At 62.5% G+C, this 15,195-nt stretch carries 16 protein-coding genes; 9 read left to right on the forward strand and 7 right to left on the reverse strand.

Annotated elements, in window-relative coordinates:
• The first annotated feature begins 75 nt into the window (after positions 1-75).
• Both KUV86_RS11530 and KUV86_RS11535 read left to right on the forward strand, forming a co-directional pair.
• Positions 76-1,182, forward strand: coding sequence for a hybrid-cluster NAD(P)-dependent oxidoreductase (locus KUV86_RS11530; protein WP_206941290.1), 1,107 nt, complete (start codon positions 76-78; stop codon positions 1,180-1,182).
• 93 nt (positions 1,183-1,275) lie between these two features.
• On the forward strand, positions 1,276-2,379 hold the full coding sequence (locus KUV86_RS11535; protein ID WP_206941288.1) for a GlxA family transcriptional regulator: 1,104 nt from the start codon (positions 1,276-1,278) through the stop codon (positions 2,377-2,379).
• 97 nt (positions 2,380-2,476) lie between these two features.
• Here KUV86_RS11535 and KUV86_RS11540 read toward each other — a convergent pair whose 3' ends face one another.
• Positions 2,477-2,689, reverse strand: coding sequence for a hypothetical protein (locus tag KUV86_RS11540; RefSeq protein ID WP_206941287.1), 213 nt, complete (start codon positions 2,687-2,689; stop codon positions 2,477-2,479).
• Positions 2,690-2,752: 63 nt separating this feature from the next.
• On the opposite strand from KUV86_RS11540, the gene glyA reads away from it, so the two are divergent.
• The 6 genes from glyA to purU all read left to right on the forward strand — a co-directional run bounded on the left by glyA (position 2,753) and on the right by purU (position 10,592).
• Positions 2,753-4,075 (forward strand): serine hydroxymethyltransferase, encoded by a 1,323-nt coding sequence (gene glyA / locus KUV86_RS11545; protein WP_222484858.1) that lies wholly within the window; start codon positions 2,753-2,755, stop codon positions 4,073-4,075.
• A gap of 110 nt (positions 4,076-4,185) precedes the next feature.
• Positions 4,186-5,436, forward strand: coding sequence for a sarcosine oxidase subunit beta family protein (locus tag KUV86_RS11550; RefSeq protein WP_222484859.1), 1,251 nt, complete (start codon positions 4,186-4,188; stop codon positions 5,434-5,436).
• A 15-nt stretch (positions 5,437-5,451) separates the two neighbouring features.
• A complete protein-coding gene (locus KUV86_RS11555) occupies positions 5,452-5,877 on the forward strand; it encodes a sarcosine oxidase subunit delta (protein ID WP_222484860.1) in 426 nt (141 codons plus the stop codon).
• Positions 5,874-9,014 carry a sarcosine oxidase subunit alpha family protein gene (locus tag KUV86_RS11560; RefSeq protein ID WP_222484861.1) on the forward strand — a complete coding sequence of 1,047 codons (3,141 nt, stop codon included), beginning with the start codon at positions 5,874-5,876 and terminating at the stop codon, positions 9,012-9,014. Before KUV86_RS11555 ends, KUV86_RS11560 begins: the two co-directional genes overlap by 4 nt.
• Positions 9,015-9,066: 52 nt before the next feature.
• Entirely contained in the window at positions 9,067-9,684 is a 618-nt protein-coding gene (locus KUV86_RS11565) for a sarcosine oxidase subunit gamma (RefSeq protein WP_261397618.1), read from the forward strand.
• Complete coding sequence (purU, locus tag KUV86_RS11570) at positions 9,681-10,592, forward strand: formyltetrahydrofolate deformylase (protein WP_222484865.1); 912 nt, start codon at positions 9,681-9,683, stop codon at positions 10,590-10,592. The genes KUV86_RS11565 and purU overlap by 4 nt, the downstream gene beginning before the upstream one ends.
• 11 nt (positions 10,593-10,603) lie before the next feature.
• On the opposite strand, the gene KUV86_RS11575 is transcribed toward purU, so the two are convergent.
• Positions 10,604-11,275, reverse strand: coding sequence for a DUF3047 domain-containing protein (locus tag KUV86_RS11575; RefSeq protein ID WP_222237596.1), 672 nt, complete (start codon positions 11,273-11,275; stop codon positions 10,604-10,606).
• A gap of 266 nt (positions 11,276-11,541) precedes the next feature.
• Here KUV86_RS11575 and KUV86_RS11580 point away from each other — a divergent pair, with 266 nt between their 5' ends.
• Positions 11,542-12,030 carry a DUF302 domain-containing protein gene (locus tag KUV86_RS11580; protein ID WP_222484866.1) on the forward strand — a complete coding sequence of 163 codons (489 nt, stop codon included), beginning with the start codon at positions 11,542-11,544 and terminating at the stop codon, positions 12,028-12,030.
• Between the two features lie 242 nt (positions 12,031-12,272).
• On the opposite strand, the gene KUV86_RS11585 is transcribed toward KUV86_RS11580, so the two are convergent.
• From KUV86_RS11585 to KUV86_RS11605, 5 genes are read right to left on the reverse strand one after another with little or no spacing between them, the layout of a single operon-like run.
• Complete coding sequence (locus KUV86_RS11585; protein WP_222484868.1) at positions 12,273-12,542, reverse strand: zf-HC2 domain-containing protein; 270 nt, start codon at positions 12,540-12,542, stop codon at positions 12,273-12,275.
• Positions 12,539-13,120 (reverse strand): sigma-70 family RNA polymerase sigma factor, encoded by a 582-nt coding sequence (locus tag KUV86_RS11590; protein ID WP_206941272.1) that lies wholly within the window; start codon positions 13,118-13,120, stop codon positions 12,539-12,541. Before KUV86_RS11590 ends, KUV86_RS11585 begins: the two co-directional genes overlap by 4 nt.
• Positions 13,117-13,785, reverse strand: a complete 669-nt coding sequence (locus KUV86_RS11595) for a TIGR04282 family arsenosugar biosynthesis glycosyltransferase (RefSeq protein ID WP_206941271.1) — start codon at positions 13,783-13,785, stop codon at positions 13,117-13,119. The genes KUV86_RS11590 and KUV86_RS11595 overlap by 4 nt, the downstream gene beginning before the upstream one ends.
• The gene (locus KUV86_RS11600) at positions 13,775-14,482 is read right to left on the reverse strand and encodes a TIGR04283 family arsenosugar biosynthesis glycosyltransferase (protein WP_222484870.1); all 708 of its coding nucleotides are present in this window, start codon (positions 14,480-14,482) and stop codon (positions 13,775-13,777) included. Before KUV86_RS11600 ends, KUV86_RS11595 begins: the two co-directional genes overlap by 11 nt.
• Positions 14,469-15,188: an ATP-binding cassette domain-containing protein gene (locus KUV86_RS11605; RefSeq protein WP_206941269.1), complete on the reverse strand. Its 720-nt coding sequence runs from the start codon at positions 15,186-15,188 to the stop codon at positions 14,469-14,471. The genes KUV86_RS11600 and KUV86_RS11605 overlap by 14 nt, the downstream gene beginning before the upstream one ends.
• Between the last annotated feature and the right edge of the window lie 7 nt (positions 15,189-15,195).

The raw sequence follows: 15,195 nt of genomic DNA on the forward strand, positions 1-15,195 counted from the left end.
AGAATTCCCTCATTAGCCTGGCCGGTAGCCGTTGCCCGGTCATCAGAGCCACCACTAGCTGCGAGCGACGACGCCATGGTGACGAATTTTCTCAGCCCGGTGACGACCCAGACCTGGTCCAACGGACGCCACGTGGTGCGCTGCGTCAAGGTGATTCAGGAAACCTGGGACGTGCGCACCTTCTGTTTCATGGCGGAGCAGCCGGTCATGTTCTTTTTCAAGCCGGGGCAGTTTGTCACCCTGGAGCTCGAGATCGACGACGAGTGCGTGTTTCGCTCCTACACCATCGCCAGTGCCCCCTCGGTTCCCTACAGCTTCTCGATCACGGTGAAGAGGGTGCCGGGAGGGCGTGTCTCGAACTGGCTGCATGAGTCGCTCAAGGTCGGCGACGAGCTGGCGGTGCACGGCCCCGTGGGCGAGTTCAACTGTATCGATCATGCGGCCGACAAGGTGCTGATGCTGTCCGGTGGGGTGGGCATCACACCGCTGATGTCGATGACGCGCTGGTTTTTCGACACCAATGCGGCGGTGGATCTGGACTTTGTCCACTGTGCCAGAACTCCCAGGGATATCATCTTTCGCCGAGAGCTCGACCATATCTTCTCTCGACTTCCTGAATTTCGGCTGCACATCGTGTGCGAGCGTGACAGTGAGCTGAACCAGTCCTGGGCCGGGTACCGCGGTTTCCTGTCAGAGGCCATGCTGGAGTTGATGGCGCCGGATTTCATGGATCGCGAGGTCTTTTGCTGTGGGCCGACCCCCTTCATGGCGGCGGTGCGACGGCTGCTGGTTCAGCGCGGCTTCGATATGAGCCGCTACCATGAGGAGTCCTTTGGCGCGACGCCGGTGGATGTTCAGGAGGACGTGCACGAGCTGGCCGAGCAGGCCGAAGCGCTCGCCGAGGAGCTGGATGTCGCGGACATGCACTGCGTGGAGTTCGCGGCTGCAGGGAAAAGTGTGCGTATCCAGCCAGGTGAGACCGTGCACGCAGCGGCCGCCAAGTTGGGGCTGCACATTCCCAAGGCCTGCGGCATGGGGATCTGTGGCACCTGTCGAGTGCCGCTGGTGGCAGGCGAGGTGGAGATGGACCACAACGGCGGCATCACCGACGAAGACGTGGCCGAGGGCTACATTCTGTCGTGCTGCAGTCGGCCCCGAGGCAATGTCACTGTCGACTGGTAGCGAGGCGTGCCAGTAGCAAAATCCACGCCCAGTGGAGGCGGTCGGGGGGAATCGGGTACGCTGGTCAGCCACCTCCGCTGGCATACGAGCGATATGTTTCCTACCGATTCTTCCTCCCCCCTGTCTGAGGCTGAGTCTGAGGCGTCAACGTCGGTGGCCCAACCGCCGGCGCTGTCGGTAGGTTTCGTGTTGCTGCGTCGTTTTACGTTGTTGCCCTTTGCTGCCTTTGTGGATTGCCTCAGACTGGCCTCCGATGAGGGCGACCGCAGTCGTCAATTGCGCTGCCGCTGGCGCTTTCTTACGGCAGATGGGGAGGATGCACCGTCGAGTTGCGGTGCGGTCATCTCACCCTGTGAACCCTTTGCCACGCCCTTTTGTGACCCGCGTCAGTTCGACTATCTGGTGGTCATTGGCGGAGTGCTCGACGGCTCACCGACGGACGATCCTGCGGCGTCAGAGTACCTGCGTCAGGCGGCTCGGCTTGGCGTGCCCCTGGTCGGCGTCTGTACGGGTGTGCTGTCACTGATCCAGGCTGGCGTGATGGCGGGGCGACGCTGCTGTGTCAGCTGGTATCACCATGCGGACCTGGTGCGCCGTTTTCCCCAGGTCAATGCGGTGGCCGATCGGCTCTATGTGGATGATGGCGATCGTCTGACCTGTGCGGGTGGCGCCGCGGCGGCCGATCTGGCGGCGTACCTGGTGGAGCGTCATCTGGGCCGCGCCTGGGCGCGCAAGAGTCTGAACATCATGCTGCTGGATGGGCACCGCGGCGGAGAGCATGGCCAGCCACAGCCCGTGGTATTCGAGCGTATCGAGGACCGCATCGTGCGCCGGGCGGTGACGATCCTGGAGCAGCATCTGGGGGAAGTCATTTCCGTGGATGAGCTGGCCAGCCGCGTAGGCGCCTCCCGTCGCGGCCTCGAGCGCAAGTTTCAGGACAGCTTTGGCATCGGGCCACAGAAGTTCGCCCGTGACCTGCGACTGCGCTATGGCCTGTGGCTACTGTACTTCACCGAGCACAGCATCACCGATATCGGTGAACGCTGTGGCTTCGCCGACACCGCACACTTCTCCCGCCATTTTCGCGCCGCCTATGGCCAGTCTCCCTCCCAGTTGCGCCGCGATCCCAAGGGGCGCGAGGAAGCCGGCGTCGACCCCTTCTTTCTGCATATTGGCACTCGTCTCGGCCAAGGCTGAGCGTCTCGACCCAGCCTGACCTTCTCGACCCAGCCTGACCCTCTCGCAAACACAGACCGTCTCGGTCACCCGCGTCCAATAAAGCTGTCGCATTTGTTCAAGTCACGCCGGGGCGTGTCGGCTTCAATGACAGCACCAGGCAGCAGGCGGGGACGTTGCCGACAACGCCGACACCCATGCGGGAGTGACAGATGTCCTTGTTGAAGACGTCGATGTCGCTTTCAGAACGATTGCGTTGTGGCAGCAGCTTACCTTGGAGGTCGAGGATGACCTCGCGAGTGAGACTGCCGGCCCGTGCCTGCAATGACAACGATAAATCTGATCAGGCGAGTGCGGTCGCTTAACCGTTGCTTGCCATAGCGGGAGGCACCCCATGTCCCATCTGTTCACGGCGCATTCATCGCGGACGTCGCTCTGTCTTGCACGATTCGATTCCCAGATAGCTGAGGCCGTTGCCGCGGAGGAGGTTCGCCAGCAGCAGCATGTAGAGCTGATCGCGTCGGAAAACTACGCCAGTGCGGCGGTGATGGAGGCCCAAGGCAGCCAACTGACCAACAAGTACGCCGAGGGGTATCCCGGCAAGCGCTACTACGGTGGCTGCGAGCACGTGGATGTGGTCGAGCGCCTGGCGATGGAGCGAGCCTGTGCCCTGTTTGGGGCGGACTATGCCAATGTTCAGCCCCACAGTGGTGCCCAGGCCAATGCTGCCGCCTTCATGGCGCTGGTCTCGCCGGGTGACACCGTACTTGGCATGAGTCTGGCCCATGGCGGTCACCTCACCCATGGTGCGGCGCCCAACTTCTCTGGCAAGCATTACCGGGCGGTGCAGTACGGGTTGGATGAAGCGACGGGCCGCATCGACTACGCCGAGGTCGAACGCCTGGCACGCGAACATCGTCCCAAGTTGATCGTGGCGGGTTTTTCGGCCTATTCCCGGGTGGTGGATTGGCGTCGTTTTCGCACCATCGCCGACAGTGTCGGAGCCTGGCTGCTGGTCGATATGGCCCACGTTGCCGGTCTTGTGGCGGCAGGCCTGTACCCCAGTCCTTTGCCCCATGCCCATGTCGTGACCACGACGACCCACAAGACCCTGCGCGGTCCTCGCGGTGGCCTGATCCTGTCGGCCAGCGGTGATGAAGTGCTTTACAAGAAGCTCAATGGCGCTGTGTTTCCTGGTCAGCAAGGAGGCCCGCTGATGCATGTCATCGCGGCCAAGGCGATCGCCTTCCGCGAGGCCATGAGCCAGGATTTCGTGCGCTATCAAGAGCGAGTGATCGCCAACGCCAGAGCCATGGCGTCGACATTCCTTGAGCGTGGCTATGACGTGGTGTCCGGTGGCACCGATGACCACCTGTTCCTGGTCTCTTTGATCCGCCAGGGCATTACCGGCAAGGATGCTGACGCGGCGCTGGGCCGTGCCCACATCACCGTCAACAAGAACGCCGTGCCAGGCGATCCACAAAGTCCCTTCGTTACCTCGGGCCTGCGGATTGGCACCCCTGCTGTTACCACCCGGGGCTTCGATGAGGCGGAGTGTGCACAGCTTGCCGGTGATATCTGTGACGTTCTGGACGCCCTGACCCGGGGCGACGATAGCGCCGCCATCGAAGACGAGGTACGAGCTCGGGTCGCTGAGCTGTGTGCGCGTCACCCGGTCTACGCGTTGGCCGACCCATCCGAGCTGCAGTCCGCCTAGACGGGTAGTGGAACTACAGGCGCTAGCTGGCGGCTCAGTGGCCGTGGCACTGGGGTGACGCTACTGGGCTGATGCCACTGAGCGGAAAAAGAGATCCTTGAGGAGACATCATGCAACGCTATTCCGGATTTGCGCTGGCACGCCATGCCATCAGCCACCATGAGAACTGGCAGCGACAGTGGCGTAACCCCACTCCCAAGGCGGCCTATGACGTGATCATCGTTGGCGGCGGCGGGCACGGCCTGGCGACCGCCTACTACCTGGCCAAGGAGTTCGGGGTAGGTAACGTCGCGGTGATCGAGAAGGGCTGGCTGGGGGGCGGTAATACCGCTCGTAACACTACCATCGTGCGCTCGAACTACCTGTGGGATGAGGCGGCGGCCCTCTATGAGCATTCGATGGGGCTGTGGGAAGGCCTTTCCCAGGACCTCAACTACAACGTGATGTTCTCCCAGCGAGGGGTGCTCAACCTGGGGCACACCCTGCAGGACATGCGCGATATCCAGCGCCGGGTCAATGCCAATCGGCTGAATGGCATCGACGGCGAGGTGCTGGATGCCCGCGGTGTGCAACAGCTCGTGCCCATCATGGACTGTTCAAAAAACGCGCGATATCCCGTCATGGGCGCCTCATGGCAGCCCCGCGCTGGGGTGGCGCGTCATGATGCGGTGGCCTGGGGCTATGCCCGCGGTGCCGACGCCCTGGGTGTGGATATTCTGCAGCAGACCGAAGTCACCGGCTTCAAGATCCGCGATGGGCGCATCCTCGGGGTGCATACCAACCGTGGTGACATCGAGGCCACCACCGTAGGCTGCGTGACCGCGGGCAACTCGGGTGTCCTGGCCGGTCTGGCCGGCCTGCGCTTGCCGCTGGAAAGCCATCCGCTGCAGGCGCTGGTGTCCGAGCCACTCAAGCCGGTGCTGGACACTGTGGTCATGTCGAACCACGTGCATGGCTACATCAGCCAGTCCGACAAGGGGGACCTGGTCATCGGCGCCGGGATCGACGGCTACAACGGCTATGGGCAGCGCGGCAGCTACTCCACCATCGAACACACCCTGCAGGCCATCGTCGAGATGTTCCCGATCTTCTCAAGGGTGCGCATGAATCGGCAGTGGGGGGGCATCGTCGATACCTGTCCGGATGCCTGTCCGATCTTGTCGAAGACCCCCATCAAAGGGCTCTACTTCAACTGTGGCTGGGGTACCGGCGGCTTCAAGGCCACGCCCGGGTCTGGGCATGTGTTTGCATCAAGCCTGGCCAAGGGCGAGATGCATCCGTTGGCCGCACCGTTTTCCATCGACCGTTTCCACAGTGGTGCCCTGATCGATGAGCACGGCGCTGCGGGTGTCGCCCACTGAGTCCAGGAGGTTTGCATGTTTTACATCCATTGCCCCCACTGCAATGAGTGGCGCGAGGAAGAAGAGTTTCACCCCAAGGGACAGGCCCATATTCAGCGGCCCGAGGATCCTGCCCAGTGCTCGGATGAAGCCTGGGGGGACTATCTGTTCTTTCGTGACAATCCGCGGGGTATTCATCACGAGCTGTGGGTTCATGCGGTCGGCTGTCGCAAGTTCTTCAACATGACGCGCCACACCCAGACCTACGAGATTCTCGAGACCTACCGCATCGGCGAGGCGCCGCGATTCACCCAGGCCAATCCTGACGGCAAGACGGTACCAGCTGATGCCAGTGATGACGGCCATGGCGGCGCGGGCCGTGCCACGTCCCAGCTCTCGTCTCACGCCTCATCCCACGACGCGTCCCACGATTCTTCCTATACCCGGGAGGTGCGCGCATGAGCCAGCTCAACCGCCTCGAGACAGGGGGCCTGATCGATCGCAGCGTGCCCCTGCGTTTTACCTTCAACGGCAAGTCCTACACCGGCTATCAGGGCGATACGCTGGCGTCGGCGCTGCTGGCCAACGGGGTCGATGTCGTCAATCGTAGCTTCAAGTACGCGCGGCCCCGCGGCATCGTTGCGGCCGGAGCCGAGGAGCCCAATGCCGTGGTCCAGCTTGGCCAGCATGAGGCCGAGCAGGTGCCCAATGTGCGGGCTACCCAGCAGGCCCTGTTCGATGGCCTCTACGCTCGCTCCACCAATGGCTGGCCAAGCGTCCAGCGGGACCTGATGGGCATGCTGGGCAAGGTCGGTGGCAAGCTGATGCCCCCTGGCTTCTATTACAAGACGTTCATGGCACCGGCCTCGCTGTGGATGACCTATGAACGCTATATCCGCAAGAGTGCTGGCCTGGGGCGTAGCCCCATGGAAGCCGATCCGGATATCTATGACCACATCAACCGTCATTGCGAGGTGCTGGTGATTGGGGCGGGCCCTGCTGGTCTTGCCGCCGCCCTGGAGGCTGCCCGCTCGGGGGCTCGGGTCATCCTGTGTGACGAGCAGGAATCCTTCGGTGGTTCGCTGCTGGATTGCCGTGAGCGACTCAATGATGGCCCGGCCAGCGCCTGGGTCGAGGAAGCCGTGGCAGAGCTCGCCGCCTGTGCTGATGTGACCCTGTTGCCCCGCACCACGGCCAATGGCTACCACGACCATCATTTCGTCACGCTGCATGAACGGCGCACTGAACATCTTGGGCACTGTGCTCCTCGAATCGAGGGGCGGCGCCAGGCGCGCTCACGCCTGCATCGCGTGCGTGCCGCTCGGGTGGTGCTGGCCACAGGAGCCCACGAACGACCGCTGGTGTATGCCGGTAATGACGTGCCAGGCAATATGCTGTGCTCGGCGGTGTCGACCTATATTCGTCGCTATGGCGTAGTGCCGGGACAGCGCCTGGTGGTGTCCACCAGTAACGATGACGGCTATCGTGCGGTGCTTGACTGGCTCGACGCTGGCCGCGAGGTGGTCGCGGTGGCGGACGCCCGCTCTGCTCCTGACGGAGAGCTGGTCGAGCAGGCCAGAGCACGAGGTGTCCGCATCCTGCCAGGCTCGGCAGTGATCGAGGCACGCGGCGAGCAGCGCGTTGCCTCGGTGCGGGTGGCGGCTATCGATATCGACGGCTTCGGCCTCGCCGGGAGCGCTGAGATCCTGGTCTGCGACACGCTGGCGACGTCCGGCGGATTCAGCCCGGTGATTCACCTGGCGTCGCATACCGGGGCACGGCCGAGCTGGCGCGACGACCTGATCGCCTTCGTGCCCAGCTTGCCCCAGGGCATGCTGGTGGCGGGCAGTGCCGGTGGCACCTTTACCCTGGCGGCCACCCTGGCCGAGGGGCAGGAGGCGGGTCGCCAGGCGGCGGCAGAGGCGAACCTGGATGTCGGCGGTCAGGGTACGACGCTTAATGATACTGACAGTAACGGTACTGACAGCCACAGTTCTGACAGCGACGGCACTGACGGCAATGACAGCCACGCTGGCTCGCAAGGCCGGCTTCCCAGAGTGACGGAAGTGCGCCAGGGCGAGGCGGTGGCGCTGTTCCAGGTGCCCCACAATAAACCGACCTTGCGTGCCCCCAAGCAGTTTGTGGATCTGCAGAACGATGTCACCGCTGCCGGCATCGAGCTGGCCACCCGTGAAGGCTTTGAATCCATCGAGCACGTCAAGCGCTATACCGCCATGGGCTTCGGCACCGATCAGGGCAAATTGGGCAACATCAATGGCATGGCCATCGCCGCTCGCTGCCTGGGCCGTTCGATTCCCGAGGTCGGTACCACGGTATTCAGGCCCAGCTATACGCCGGTCACTTTCGGCGCGGTGGTGGGGCGCCACTGTGGAGCACTGTTTGATCCTGAGCGCTACAGTGCTCTGCACTCCTGGCACGTGGAGCGAGGGGCCGAGTTCGAGGATGTCGGGCAGTGGAAGCGCCCCTGGTACTTTCCACGGCGCCACAATGGCCAGCCTGAAACGATGCATGAGGCGGTGAAGCGTGAATGCCTGGCGGTCCGCGAGGGCGTCGGGATCCTCGATGCCTCGACCCTGGGTAAGATCGACATCCAGGGCCCCGATGCCCGCGAGTTCCTCGGCCGCATCTACACCAACAAGTGGGCCAAGCTGGGCGTGGGCAAGGTGCGTTACGGGCTGATGTGCAAAGACGACGGCATGGTCATGGATGACGGTACGACCAGCTGTCTGGCCGAGAACCATTTCCTGATGACCACCACAACCGGCGGAGCCGCTGGCGTTCTCGAATGGTTGGAGCTGTGGCACCAGACCGAGTGGCCGGATCTCGACGTGACCTTCAGCTCGGTCACGGATCACTGGGCGACCATGACCGTGACGGGGCCGAAGGCGCGTGAGCTGATGAGCGAAGTGGTCGAGGATATCGACCTGGATCGCGAGGCGTTCAAGTTCATGGAGTGGCGAGAGGGCAGGGTGGCCGGGGTGCCGGCGCGCATCTTCCGAATCTCCTTCACCGGTGAACTGGCCTTCGAGATCAACGTGCAGGCCCACGCCGCCCTGCATGTGTGGAAGACGCTGTTTGCCCATGGCGAAAAGTATGACCTCACCCCCTACGGTACCGAAACCATGCACGTGCTGCGGGCGGAGAAAGGCTTCATCATCGCCGGTCAGGATACCGATGGCTCGGTGACGCCGGAGGATCTCGGCATGCAGTGGGCGATAGGCTACGACAAGCCGTTCTCCTGGGTCGGACAGCGCGCCCTGAGCCGCACTGATACCGCGCGGCAAGATCGCAAGCAACTGGTCGGGCTGCGCCCCGTCGATCCCGAGGTGGTGCTGGAAGAGGGCGCGCAGATTGTGCTCGACCCGCAACATCCGGTGCCGATGCCCATGGTGGGCCACGTCACCTCAAGCTACTACAGCCCGACCCTCGAGACCGGCTTCGCCCTGGCGGTGGTCAAGGGTGGTCATCAGCGCCTGGGCGAGACCGTCTATCTTCCCTGTGTGGATGGCAAGACTCACGAGGCGCGCATCGTCTCTACCGTGTTCCTCGATCCGAAGGGAGAGCGCCAGAATGTCTGAAGTGATACCCACTGTGCATGTCTTTGATGCCTATCCCCACAGCAGATCGGTCATGACGTCCCCGTTGGCCTGGTCCTATCAGCATGTCGGTGCCCCGGCACCATCGACAGCGTCTCGCGTCGTGATGCGAGAACGCCGGCACGACCACCTCATTCTGCGGGGTGGGGCCATCGTGCTGGATGAAGCCGTGCGCAGCGTGCTGGGGCTGGCGCTGCCGGCACGTCCCCACGAGCTGGTGCAGGGGGACGCGGCGTCTTTGCAATGGCTGTCGCCGGGTGAATGGCTGGCGATACTGCCCCCGGGTGATGCCCATCGGGTCGAGCTCGGCCTGCGCGCGGTGCTGGGGGATGCCAGCGTCGCCTTCACCGATGTTAGTGCAGGACAGACGGTGATCGCCTTGAGCGGGGATGACGACGCCATGCGCGAGCTACTGATGAAATCGGTCGTCTACGACGTTCACCCGCGTCACTTTCCCCCTGGCAAGGGGGTGACGACGGTGTTCGCCAAGTCCAGCGTGAGCCTAAGGCGGCCTGACGATAAAGGCTGGGAGCTGGTGGTTCGGGCGAGCTTCGTCGACTACGTTTATCGGTGGCTGCTGGATGCTGGTGAGGAGTTTGCCATCGGCGTCGAGCGTGACGTCGAGGATGCCGTTGATGGGGAGCGCCCATGAGCATTGACCGCCCGACGGGCCTTGCCAACTGGATTCTGACCGCCCAGTGCCCAAGCCGCCTTGGCACCGTGGACGTGGTGACCCGCTTCCTGCGCGAGCACGGGTGCTATATCACTGAGCAGCAGTCCTTTGATGATGCCAGCTCCAGCCGGTTCTTCATTCGCACCGAGTTCCGCCCCCCGGGTGGGGGCGGGCCATCCAGCATCGGCTCGGCTGACGGGGGCTTTTCGGCCACGGATTTTGAGCAACGGTTTTCCGAGCGTGCCGCCGAGTTTGCCATGACTTTCGAGCTGACGGCCCCTGATCGACGGACGCCGGTGGTCATCATGGTGTCGAAGGCAGATCATTGTCTCAATGACTTGCTCTATCGCTATCGCACCGGACAGCTGCCGGTCGAGATCAAGGCCATCGTATCCAATCACCCGGACCTCGCGCCCTTGGCCGAATGGCACGGGCTGCCTTACCACCATTGCCCGATCAGCGCGGACACCAAGTCCGAGCAGGAAGCGAAGGTGTGGCAGATTATCGAGGATAGCGGTGCTGAGCTGGTGATCCTGGCGCGTTACATGCAGGTACTCTCCAGCGACATGAGTGAGCGTCTGGCCGGCCGAGCGATCAATATTCATCACTCGCTGTTGCCAGGATTCAAGGGGGCCAGGCCATATCACCAGGCCTTCGAGAAAGGGGTCAAGCTGGTCGGTGCCACGGCGCACTACATTAATGACGACCTGGATGAGGGGCCGATCATCAGCCAGGGCGTCGAGCCGGTCACCCACGCCGATACAGCGGATGACCTGGTCGCCCGAGGGCGTGACATCGAATGTCTGACGCTCGCACGAGCGGTTGACCTGCATCTGCAGAGGCGGGTGTTTCTCAACGGCAACCGCACGGTGGTGTTTCAGCGATGATAAATGCTGTTCTACGGACAGCTAGGCGGTGAGGCCGAGGCGCTCATTTCAAGGCCGGTAAACCAGGCGGTGGCATCACCGCCTGCGTTGTCGCCATCGCTCATCAGGGCAAGCCCATCGATACTGTCGGGCTGAGTGCCGAACAGCCTGCGATAGTCGGCGGCCACGTCGCGGACTTCTGCCACCCATTGACCCACCTTCTCGTCACCGCCCTGCAAGGCCAGCAGGATGGCTCTATCGGTAAAGGCATTGGGCCAACTGTTACCACGGGGCTGGTTCGATGACCACACGTAGTTGACCGACTCTACCTGCCAGGGAAGCAGTCCGGTCTTTCTGGCGACATAGACGCGGGCAGGGTAGTCGTCGCCTGCCTTGCTGCGCTCATTGACGTTGGCATAGACCCCCGAGACGCGCCAGCACCAGCGCAGATAAGGTGTCTCCTTCAGGTCGATCTCACGCTCCAGGTACTTGGCCGACGCCTGTCCCCTGGCACGTGCTTCAAGTGCCTGGGTGCCCTCTAGCGCTGTTACGCGATACGACGTCTCGCCTTCGAAGGATCGGGTTGGCCAGGAGAGCAAGACCTGGGGCGAAAAGCTTGCCGCCTGGAGCGTCGAAGCGAACGAGAGGGCGCCACAGGCGGTCAATAGCAGCGTGATAGAGGCACGGCGGTGGGATATAGGCATAGATGGCGGGCTCCATAGCGACGGTAGGGCAAACATGGCTAGCCAAAAGCCCACTTTCTCTGCAGTGTTGGTAGGCTTTGCAGAGTCGGTTGGCACTCCGCGATCCTTACACGACCACGCAGCGTCATTGGCATATGTCGACTTGTCGGGCGGCACTTATTTTGTCCATGCTTACCTCGTCCATGCTTACGTTGATCAAGCTTGCGTCGTCCACGCTGGCAATGGGCAAGCTCACAGTGTCACTCGTTGAACAAGGAAACCATCGTATGAGGCAGCGTCACTACAGCAGGAAGTGGGTCGGGGGCCTGATCATGGGTCTGGTATTGGCCGGATCAGGAAGTGTAGCGGCAGAGTCCCAGATCGATGAGTCGGGTGTGGCCAGCCTGACGTCACAGGACAGCGTAGAAGATGTCGATGCGCGCTTCAGGCAGGGTCTGGAGAAGCGTGGCATGGGCTTGATGGCGATGGTAGACCACCAGGCTAATGCGGAGGGTGTAGGCCTTGAACTGCCGCCGACGCGCACCTACATCTTCGGCAAGCCCGAGGTAGGGACACGCCTGATGCAGTGTCACGGCAGCACGGCACTGGATCTGCCCCAGAAAATGGTGGTTCGCCAGCAGGACGACCACCTGGTGCTCGAGTGGAATGACCCGCATTACCTGGCAAAGCGGCATGGGCTAGGTGACTGTGAACTGCCCATCGACCAGATCGCACAAGCCTTGTCGGGGCTGGCACAGGAAGCGGCGGGTGACTAGCCAGCAGTCGCCGGCGCGCAGATCCGTGCGGTTGATTGCGGGCGGTAAGCGTGATGCGGAATACCGCCGTCAGGCTGTCTCGGTAGCAGGTAGGAGAGATAGCCTGTAGGCGGGGTTCACAAGAGTGTGACAAACGGGGCTGATACCGTAGTCGTCGAAGCTTCTGCTGTAGTTCATTGAAGCTTTCGCTGTAGCCGTCGAAGCTCGAGCGCTACGCGATCCGCCGGGGGATAGGCTGGCGATTATCCCTGGCGGCGTTCTTCCGCCTGGGTAATCGCTTCCTGAACCTTCTTCATGTCCTCTTCGCTAGCCATGCAGTGGTGTTCAGCCTTGTCAGCTGAGGCCCCCCCATAGGCTCGTCCCGCCTTTCTTAACATCTCGAATTGCTTGTCACATCGACGGCAGACCGAACAGAGCATCAGGTGAAAACGAAGCGAGAGCTTCTCTCGCGTCGTCAGGGGCGCATCCAGCTGCTTCGACATCAGCTTGGTAGCGGCCTTGCACATCATCATGCCGCATCCTCCTTCCAACCTTTTTCAATACAAGCGCGAAGCTTGAGGCGAGCCCGGTGCAGGATCACCCATGCGTTGTTTTCTTTGATGCCCACTTCCTTACAGATATCTTCGGTAGAAAGGCCCATTAATTCGCGCAGAGTGAATACCCGTGCCACGTTGTCAGGAAGGCCCAGCATACAGGCGTCAAATACTTTCCAGAAATGTTCGTTCTCGAATGCCTGCTCTGGCGTGTCCCAGGCCTGGGGCTTGGCCTCGTGAGTCCAATGCCCGTCCTGCTGGAACATGCGATCAATGGCATCATCCGTCGTTTCTTCGTCAAAGGGTTCCCAGCGACCGTGACGTTTCTGCTGGCGCATCTGATCCAGCAGCTTGTACTTGAGGATGCCGAAGACCCAGGTCTCATAGCCGGAGCGACCTGAAAAGCTGTCGTTTTTCTCGATGGCGGCAATCATCGCTTCCTGCACCGCATCCTCGGCGGCGGCATGGTCGCGCAGGTGCATGCGTGCAAAGGACAGCAAGCGAGGGCGAACCGCGGCAAGCTTCTTGTGGCGGTCAGTGAGGGTGTCTTCGGTCACGGCATAATCTCCAGCGAGAGGGCTTCCATGTCGGCTAGTCGAGCCAGGTCCTGGGGGGTATCCAGATCCCAGACCGTGCTTGGACACTCAAATGTCCAAGAAAGCTCCGCCAGACGTGCACGCGTCTGGGACATGACCCCGGACGTGCCCCAGTCGACTCCCTCAAAGAGCCGTGGGTCATGTCGGCGAACTCCAACCAGAGCATAGCCGCCGTCCTCCGCGGGAAGAAAGACGCTGTCTACCTGTTTGAGTCGTTTCTGACAAGTTTTCAGTAATTTCTTATCCATTAACGGGCAATCTGTGCCGATTAATAGGCTTGGGGCGTCAGTCGCGGCCAGTGCCGCATACATCCTCGCTCCCAGGTCGCCGTCGGGCTGGCGGGCAAGGCGAACACCGTAGCGATCCTGCGCCTGCAAAAAGCAGGGATGTTGATGATCCAGTGCTGTCCATAGGGTAATCCGACTTGCAGAAGTCGCCTCCAGTGCCACTTTCAACGTGTGCTCGATCAATCGATGCTGGAGGCGCGCCGCCCCCTCTGGGCCTAGTGCAGGGATCATGCGTGTCTTGGCCAGTCCTGCCAGTGGGGCCTTGGCCAGAATCGAGATGACAGGCAGGTCGCCATCGGTGGTGCCCGGCCCCTGACAGTGCGCGCTGTCATCGCACATGGTGATACTCCTTGGCGAGATCTACAGCACTGGCACCACTCCAGTAGCGAAAGCGCAGCCGCCACATCAGCCAGATCGTCGCAGCGAGGCCTCTTTTTTCCCAGCGACGCCCGTCGGTGGTGGCTTTTAGCCTGAGGCAAGCGGGACGAGAGGAACGCTTGAGTCGCCTGGACATTTCGATGTCTTCCATGAGGGGCTGGTCCGGGAAGCCGCCCAGGTCGACAAAGGTGGCGCGTTGCATGAACAGGGCCTGATCTCCGGTGGCGATGCCCGTCAGTCGCGAGCGCAGGTTCATGCAGGCGGCCACTATCGGCAGCATCGACGAGTGGCCGCGTATGCGAACGTCAAAGCGCCCCCAGACACGGGCTTCAACGGCCTTCAACACCGCTGGCATGGCGTCGGGCGGCAATTGAGTGTCCGCGTGGAGAAACAGAAGTACCGGCGAGCGAGCCGAGGCGGCGCCTGCGTTCATCTGCCGGGCTCGCCCCGCAGCGGCGGAGATCACCCGGTCTGCACGTGATGTCGCCAGCGCACAGGTGCCATCGCTGCTGCCACCATCGACGACGATGATCTCGGCCCCTGCGCGGCGCCAGCCATCCAGTCGGTCAAGGCTAGCGGTGATGATGTTGGCCTCATTCAGGGTGGGGATGATGACGGTGAGTTGCGGCGTCGTGGCAAGTGCCTCAGCGTCGGGCATGCTGTGCGCTCCGCCATGTGCTGGTGGTCTGTCCCGTGCTGGCACTCGACAGCTCAATGATCGGTCCTGCGGCGGCCTCGGCGTCGGCCCGGTCGTGGGTGACCAGCAGTGCAGGCAGTCCGTATTCCCGTATGCGGCCAAAGACCAGTTCGCGCATCTCCTGGCGCAGGGTGGCATCCAGCTTCGAGAATGGCTCGTCCAGTAGCATGGCCTGGGGGCGCGACAGCAGCGTACGCATCAGGGCGACGCGAGCACGCTGGCCCCCCGAGAGGGTGGCGGGGTCGCGCTCGCCGAAACCTTCCAGGCCGATGTCCGACAGGGCTTGATCGATGACCTCTCGGCGCTGGCGGCGATGTCGAGACGGAGGCATGCCAAAGGCGAGATTGCCAGCAACGCTAAGGTGGGGAAAGAGCAGGGCATCCTGAAACAGCAAGCCAAGTCGACGAGCGGACGTCGGCAGTGACGTGATCGACTGATCGCCCAGGCGAACGTCCCCGCTGGCGTGAAAGGCCGGAGCGAGGAAGCCCGCGGCAAACGCCAGCAGGGTGGACTTTCCCACACCAGAAGGCCCCATCACGCTGACGACCTCTCCGGCGTCGATGCGCGCCGACAGAGAGACGAGCGGTGTCTCCTGCAGGCTGATGCTGACGCCGTCAAAGATCAACGGGCGGCGCGACGTACCAGCGGTGTCTCGTAGTTCGGGCATAGCGGTC

The organism is Halomonas sp. DP8Y7-3, from assembly GCF_019801675.1.
GTDB classification, from domain to species: domain Bacteria; phylum Pseudomonadota; class Gammaproteobacteria; order Pseudomonadales; family Halomonadaceae; genus Halomonas; species Halomonas litopenaei_A.

Bases quoted from the DNA above. Each gene is read 5' to 3' on its own strand.
- KUV86_RS11530 (WP_206941290.1), top strand. From the start codon at position 76: ATGGTGACGAATTTTCTCAGCCCGGTGACGACCCAGACCTGGTCCAAC.
- KUV86_RS11535 (WP_206941288.1), top strand. From the start codon at position 1,276: ATGTTTCCTACCGATTCTTCCTCCCCCCTGTCTGAGGCTGAGTCTGAG.
- glyA (WP_222484858.1), top strand. From the start codon at position 2,753: ATGTCCCATCTGTTCACGGCGCATTCATCGCGGACGTCGCTCTGTCTT.
- KUV86_RS11550 (WP_222484859.1), top strand. From the start codon at position 4,186: ATGCAACGCTATTCCGGATTTGCGCTGGCACGCCATGCCATCAGCCAC.
- KUV86_RS11555 (WP_222484860.1), top strand. From the start codon at position 5,452: ATGTTTTACATCCATTGCCCCCACTGCAATGAGTGGCGCGAGGAAGAA.
- KUV86_RS11560 (WP_222484861.1), top strand. From the start codon at position 5,874: ATGAGCCAGCTCAACCGCCTCGAGACAGGGGGCCTGATCGATCGCAGC.
- KUV86_RS11565 (WP_261397618.1), top strand. From the start codon at position 9,067: ATGACGTCCCCGTTGGCCTGGTCCTATCAGCATGTCGGTGCCCCGGCA.
- purU (WP_222484865.1), top strand. From the start codon at position 9,681: ATGAGCATTGACCGCCCGACGGGCCTTGCCAACTGGATTCTGACCGCC.
- KUV86_RS11575 (WP_222237596.1), bottom strand. From the start codon at position 11,275: ATGCCTATATCCCACCGCCGTGCCTCTATCACGCTGCTATTGACCGCC.
- KUV86_RS11580 (WP_222484866.1), top strand. From the start codon at position 11,542: ATGAGGCAGCGTCACTACAGCAGGAAGTGGGTCGGGGGCCTGATCATG.
- KUV86_RS11585 (WP_222484868.1), bottom strand. From the start codon at position 12,542: ATGATGATGTGCAAGGCCGCTACCAAGCTGATGTCGAAGCAGCTGGAT.
- KUV86_RS11595 (WP_206941271.1), bottom strand. From the start codon at position 13,785: ATGTGCGATGACAGCGCGCACTGTCAGGGGCCGGGCACCACCGATGGC.
- KUV86_RS11600 (WP_222484870.1), bottom strand. From the start codon at position 14,482: ATGCCCGACGCTGAGGCACTTGCCACGACGCCGCAACTCACCGTCATC.
- KUV86_RS11605 (WP_206941269.1), bottom strand. From the start codon at position 15,188: ATGCCCGAACTACGAGACACCGCTGGTACGTCGCGCCGCCCGTTGATC.